The following is a 3,082-nucleotide window of genomic DNA, read 5'->3' on the forward strand; positions in this document are numbered from 1 at the left end:
GTACTTCTTCAAATACCCATTTTTCAAATTGTTCTGCTTGTGGGAGTTTGGATTTAACAATGAGACGATATAGATTCGGCTCGTTAATGAATTTCTTTTCAACCGTTTGATTTTTCTCTGGAATAACCACCTCGCAAAACGCGACCCCGTCCTTTTTACAATGTTTACTTACAGCATCATGAGGGTTTGAGTACCCTAAAACTTTCGCAACCTCTATCGCCGGAAAGTACTCTTTTCCATCCTTGATAAAAACCTCTAAATTACCGAACATATTATGTGAGAATGTTTGCATTTGCTTCATTTTTCATTTCCCCCTTGTTATATTATATGGCACAGCTACTTTTCTATCTTTTACAACAACACTCCATGTAAAATGATCACTGGGCAAAGCGCCCACCCATCCCCATTCATTTGTTTCCCACTATTCGGAGGGACTAACATTTCGTTCGCCCCTTTTCTCCTTACTTGGTTCCTTGGTCATCCGATTCGGACCTTGCCATAACCCTTGCTTTCTCCATTTATTTTTCACTTTCCCAACATAGGATGGACTCCGCTCAAACATGATACTAATTTCTTTATCTGGAATCCCCTGGTCATTGAGTTCCCTTACACGGGCTGGGGTCAATCCATCCGGAATATTTCCAGGTTTCCCTGCGCGCTGTCTCGGCTCCGTATCAAAATACCTACCCAATTGGCGTAACTCCTGACCAGTCGGGCAATTCGCACAAATGCTGATACTGAAACTCGCATCATCTGAGCGATTGTAATAACACCGCCTACATTTCTGTTCGATGATATCACCAATCTGATAGGTAAGCTGGAGGCGTTCTTCTTTAGTAAGTTTCATGTGAAACACCTACAATACGGCTTTCAATGCGATGCCTAATGCTTGTGCTCTTGCTTGACATTCTAGGCGGTGCTTCCGTTCCCTTTCAGCTGTTTCCTCTGCCGCACCGACTCTGATTTGCACTTTACGTAACTCAGCTTCCAGTTCCCATTTCTTCTCGCTTAGCTGGTTGCGTTCATTAAGTAAAGTTGTATATTCTTCCTCACGATTTTGAGATTGTTTTTTTAACTTTTCAAGTTCTGCTTTTAATTCCGTTTGATCCATTCGAGTATCTTTCTCCTCAGAATGTTCATTTTTCTCCCTAATAACTTTTGCACCCTGGAGCAATGCTTTTATACTCTTTTTCGTTCCTGATCTCTTGGCGCGATTCCTCATGCCCTCTTTTTTCTCTCGTCGTTTTGCGACATTGTGATACAGTGTGCTTTCACTCACACCAAGACGATCTGCAATTTTTGCCCAAGATAATTTCTGCTCCCGTAACTTCTCTGCCTTCTCACATAATACATCCCAATTTCTCTCTTCAGCCATCTGCTCTGCCATTGTTTCATTTCTCCCTTCCAGTAAGGTTTCTCCTAATTGTTTGATTCGCTTCCCAATCCTACAGTTATCCGCACACCAGGAAGTCTTACGATTCCCTGACTTCCTGTATGCCGGCATTTTCTTGCATCCTACGCAGTGTTCATCTTGTAGATTTAATATTTGAATCCGTATGGATTTATTCTTGCTCTTCTTCAAATGACTTGTCCTCATCTGTTATTTCAAATTCTTCTGATGGCTGCAATGGTTTCGAAATGGCTCCTTCTTCTGTCTCTGCCGTTTCCTCAGGTTTCTCCCCACTCTTTGGCTCTTCTTTTGTTTCTGGCTGCTGTTCTTTCCACTCATGCCACTTTATCGCTAATGGTGCTACACGCTTACGGTATTCATCAATTACCTCGATAATTTGACCCGAGGACATGTTCAGCTCATTTGCCAGTTTTAAGTAGGATTCTCCTTCCAGACGGCGTTTCACAATCTCCGGAAGTTTATTCAGCATCCCCTCAAAGTTCGGTGCTAAACCGCTAATGATAAATGCATCGATAACCTCACGGTCCACTTGTTCTTTTTCTTCACGGGTTGGAATCTGTTCTTTTGGCATATCTAGGTCTGCTTCTATTTGCTCAAATGTTGATTTTGCTTCTTGTACGATGCCTTTTTCATTCACTTCGTACTGGATAACTGGCTCATTTGTTTTCGCATTCATCGTGACATTGAAATTAACTTGCATAGACTCTAGCGAAACAAACACTTTCGCATCAATCATTTCAGACAGAGAATCCAATTTCCCTTGTAGTGAGGAATCGGTTACTTCTAACACAATCTCTTTCTTCCCATCAGGTTTTAAGTTCACTTTCTTCAACACCGGTTTAAATTCGATATACGCCATTATGATCCGCTCCCTTTATTCTGTTTTTTCACTTTCTTCTCCGCTCGTTGTAACTTGTTGTACTCATCCAACGTGATAAAACCACCGTATTTCTTCACATGCTTCAGCAAAATCAGCTGTAAGTGCGGGTATTTATATTCAAATAACTTTCTTTTTACGTTGAACGTTTCAGTAATGACCCCTTTTATGTCTATGACCTCTACCTCACCATTTGGCAAGTACACCAAGAAGTCCGCTATGTATGTAATGGCTTGAAAGCTCTTGTTATGTTTCTTGAATGCTGGTTGTAACTTAAATACGGGTTGTCGTTCAAATCCTTGTATTTCGCCTCCTGCACTGCGTATTTTTAAGTCTTCGTAATAATTTGCTTCCGCTTGTGAATCGAACACGTAATCATCGAGGTTCACTTTTTTGTTGTTGTATTTACTCAATTCCTCTCACCCCAAATATCTGTCATCCACTCGTTCCATCCAACTATTCCATTCCTCATCTGTCATCACACGTCTATTCTTCTTGCTCATGTAGGCTTCCACATGCTGATTCATCGCCACTCGAAACCGATCCTGATAGTAATACTCTAGTTTTGCGACATCATCCGTAAACTTCACAACTTGTTTATCTAGCACGAGCAATTCAATCAGTGCAACAATCCCTACCAGTCCATGTGCTGTTGCGTACTCTAACAATTCACTGACCTTCATGCCCTCACTCCACAAATTCATTCGTCCGTTTCACAAAGTTCAACTTCAGCGTTCCGACCGCTCCATTTCGGTTTTTGGCGATGATGAGTTCCGTCTCGTGTATTTCCTCTG

At 41.6% G+C, this 3,082-nt stretch carries 7 protein-coding genes; all 7 read right to left on the reverse strand.

Annotated elements, in window-relative coordinates; genetic code table 11:
• On the reverse strand, positions 1-301 hold a 301-nt coding region (locus ACODS7_RS31490), incomplete at its 3' end, for a BRO-N domain-containing protein (protein WP_488828498.1).
• Positions 302-421: 120 nt separating this feature from the next.
• A complete protein-coding gene (locus tag ACODS7_RS31495; RefSeq protein ID WP_243168897.1) occupies positions 422-847 on the reverse strand; it encodes a hypothetical protein in 426 nt (141 codons plus the stop codon).
• A 9-nt stretch (positions 848-856) separates the two neighbouring features.
• The gene (locus ACODS7_RS31500; protein ID WP_289667659.1) at positions 857-1,597 is read right to left on the reverse strand and encodes a zinc-finger domain-containing protein; all 741 of its coding nucleotides are present in this window, start codon (positions 1,595-1,597) and stop codon (positions 857-859) included.
• Positions 1,563-2,270, reverse strand: coding sequence for a 2-methylcitrate dehydratase (locus tag ACODS7_RS31505; protein ID WP_243168550.1), 708 nt, complete (start codon positions 2,268-2,270; stop codon positions 1,563-1,565). Before ACODS7_RS31505 ends, ACODS7_RS31500 begins: the two co-directional genes overlap by 35 nt.
• Positions 2,270-2,701 (reverse strand): DUF1064 domain-containing protein, encoded by a 432-nt coding sequence (locus ACODS7_RS31510; protein ID WP_243168551.1) that lies wholly within the window; start codon positions 2,699-2,701, stop codon positions 2,270-2,272. The genes ACODS7_RS31505 and ACODS7_RS31510 overlap by 1 nt, the downstream gene beginning before the upstream one ends.
• Positions 2,702-2,707: 6 nt before the next feature.
• Positions 2,708-2,971, reverse strand: coding sequence for a hypothetical protein (locus tag ACODS7_RS31515; RefSeq protein WP_243168552.1), 264 nt, complete (start codon positions 2,969-2,971; stop codon positions 2,708-2,710).
• 4 nt (positions 2,972-2,975) lie between these two features.
• Positions 2,976-3,074, reverse strand: coding sequence for a DnaB-like helicase C-terminal domain-containing protein (locus ACODS7_RS31520; RefSeq protein ID WP_256425570.1), 99 nt, complete (start codon positions 3,072-3,074; stop codon positions 2,976-2,978).
• Positions 3,075-3,082 lie beyond the last annotated feature (8 nt).

The sequence above is a fragment of the Bacillus sp. FG16 genome (assembly GCF_057809515.1).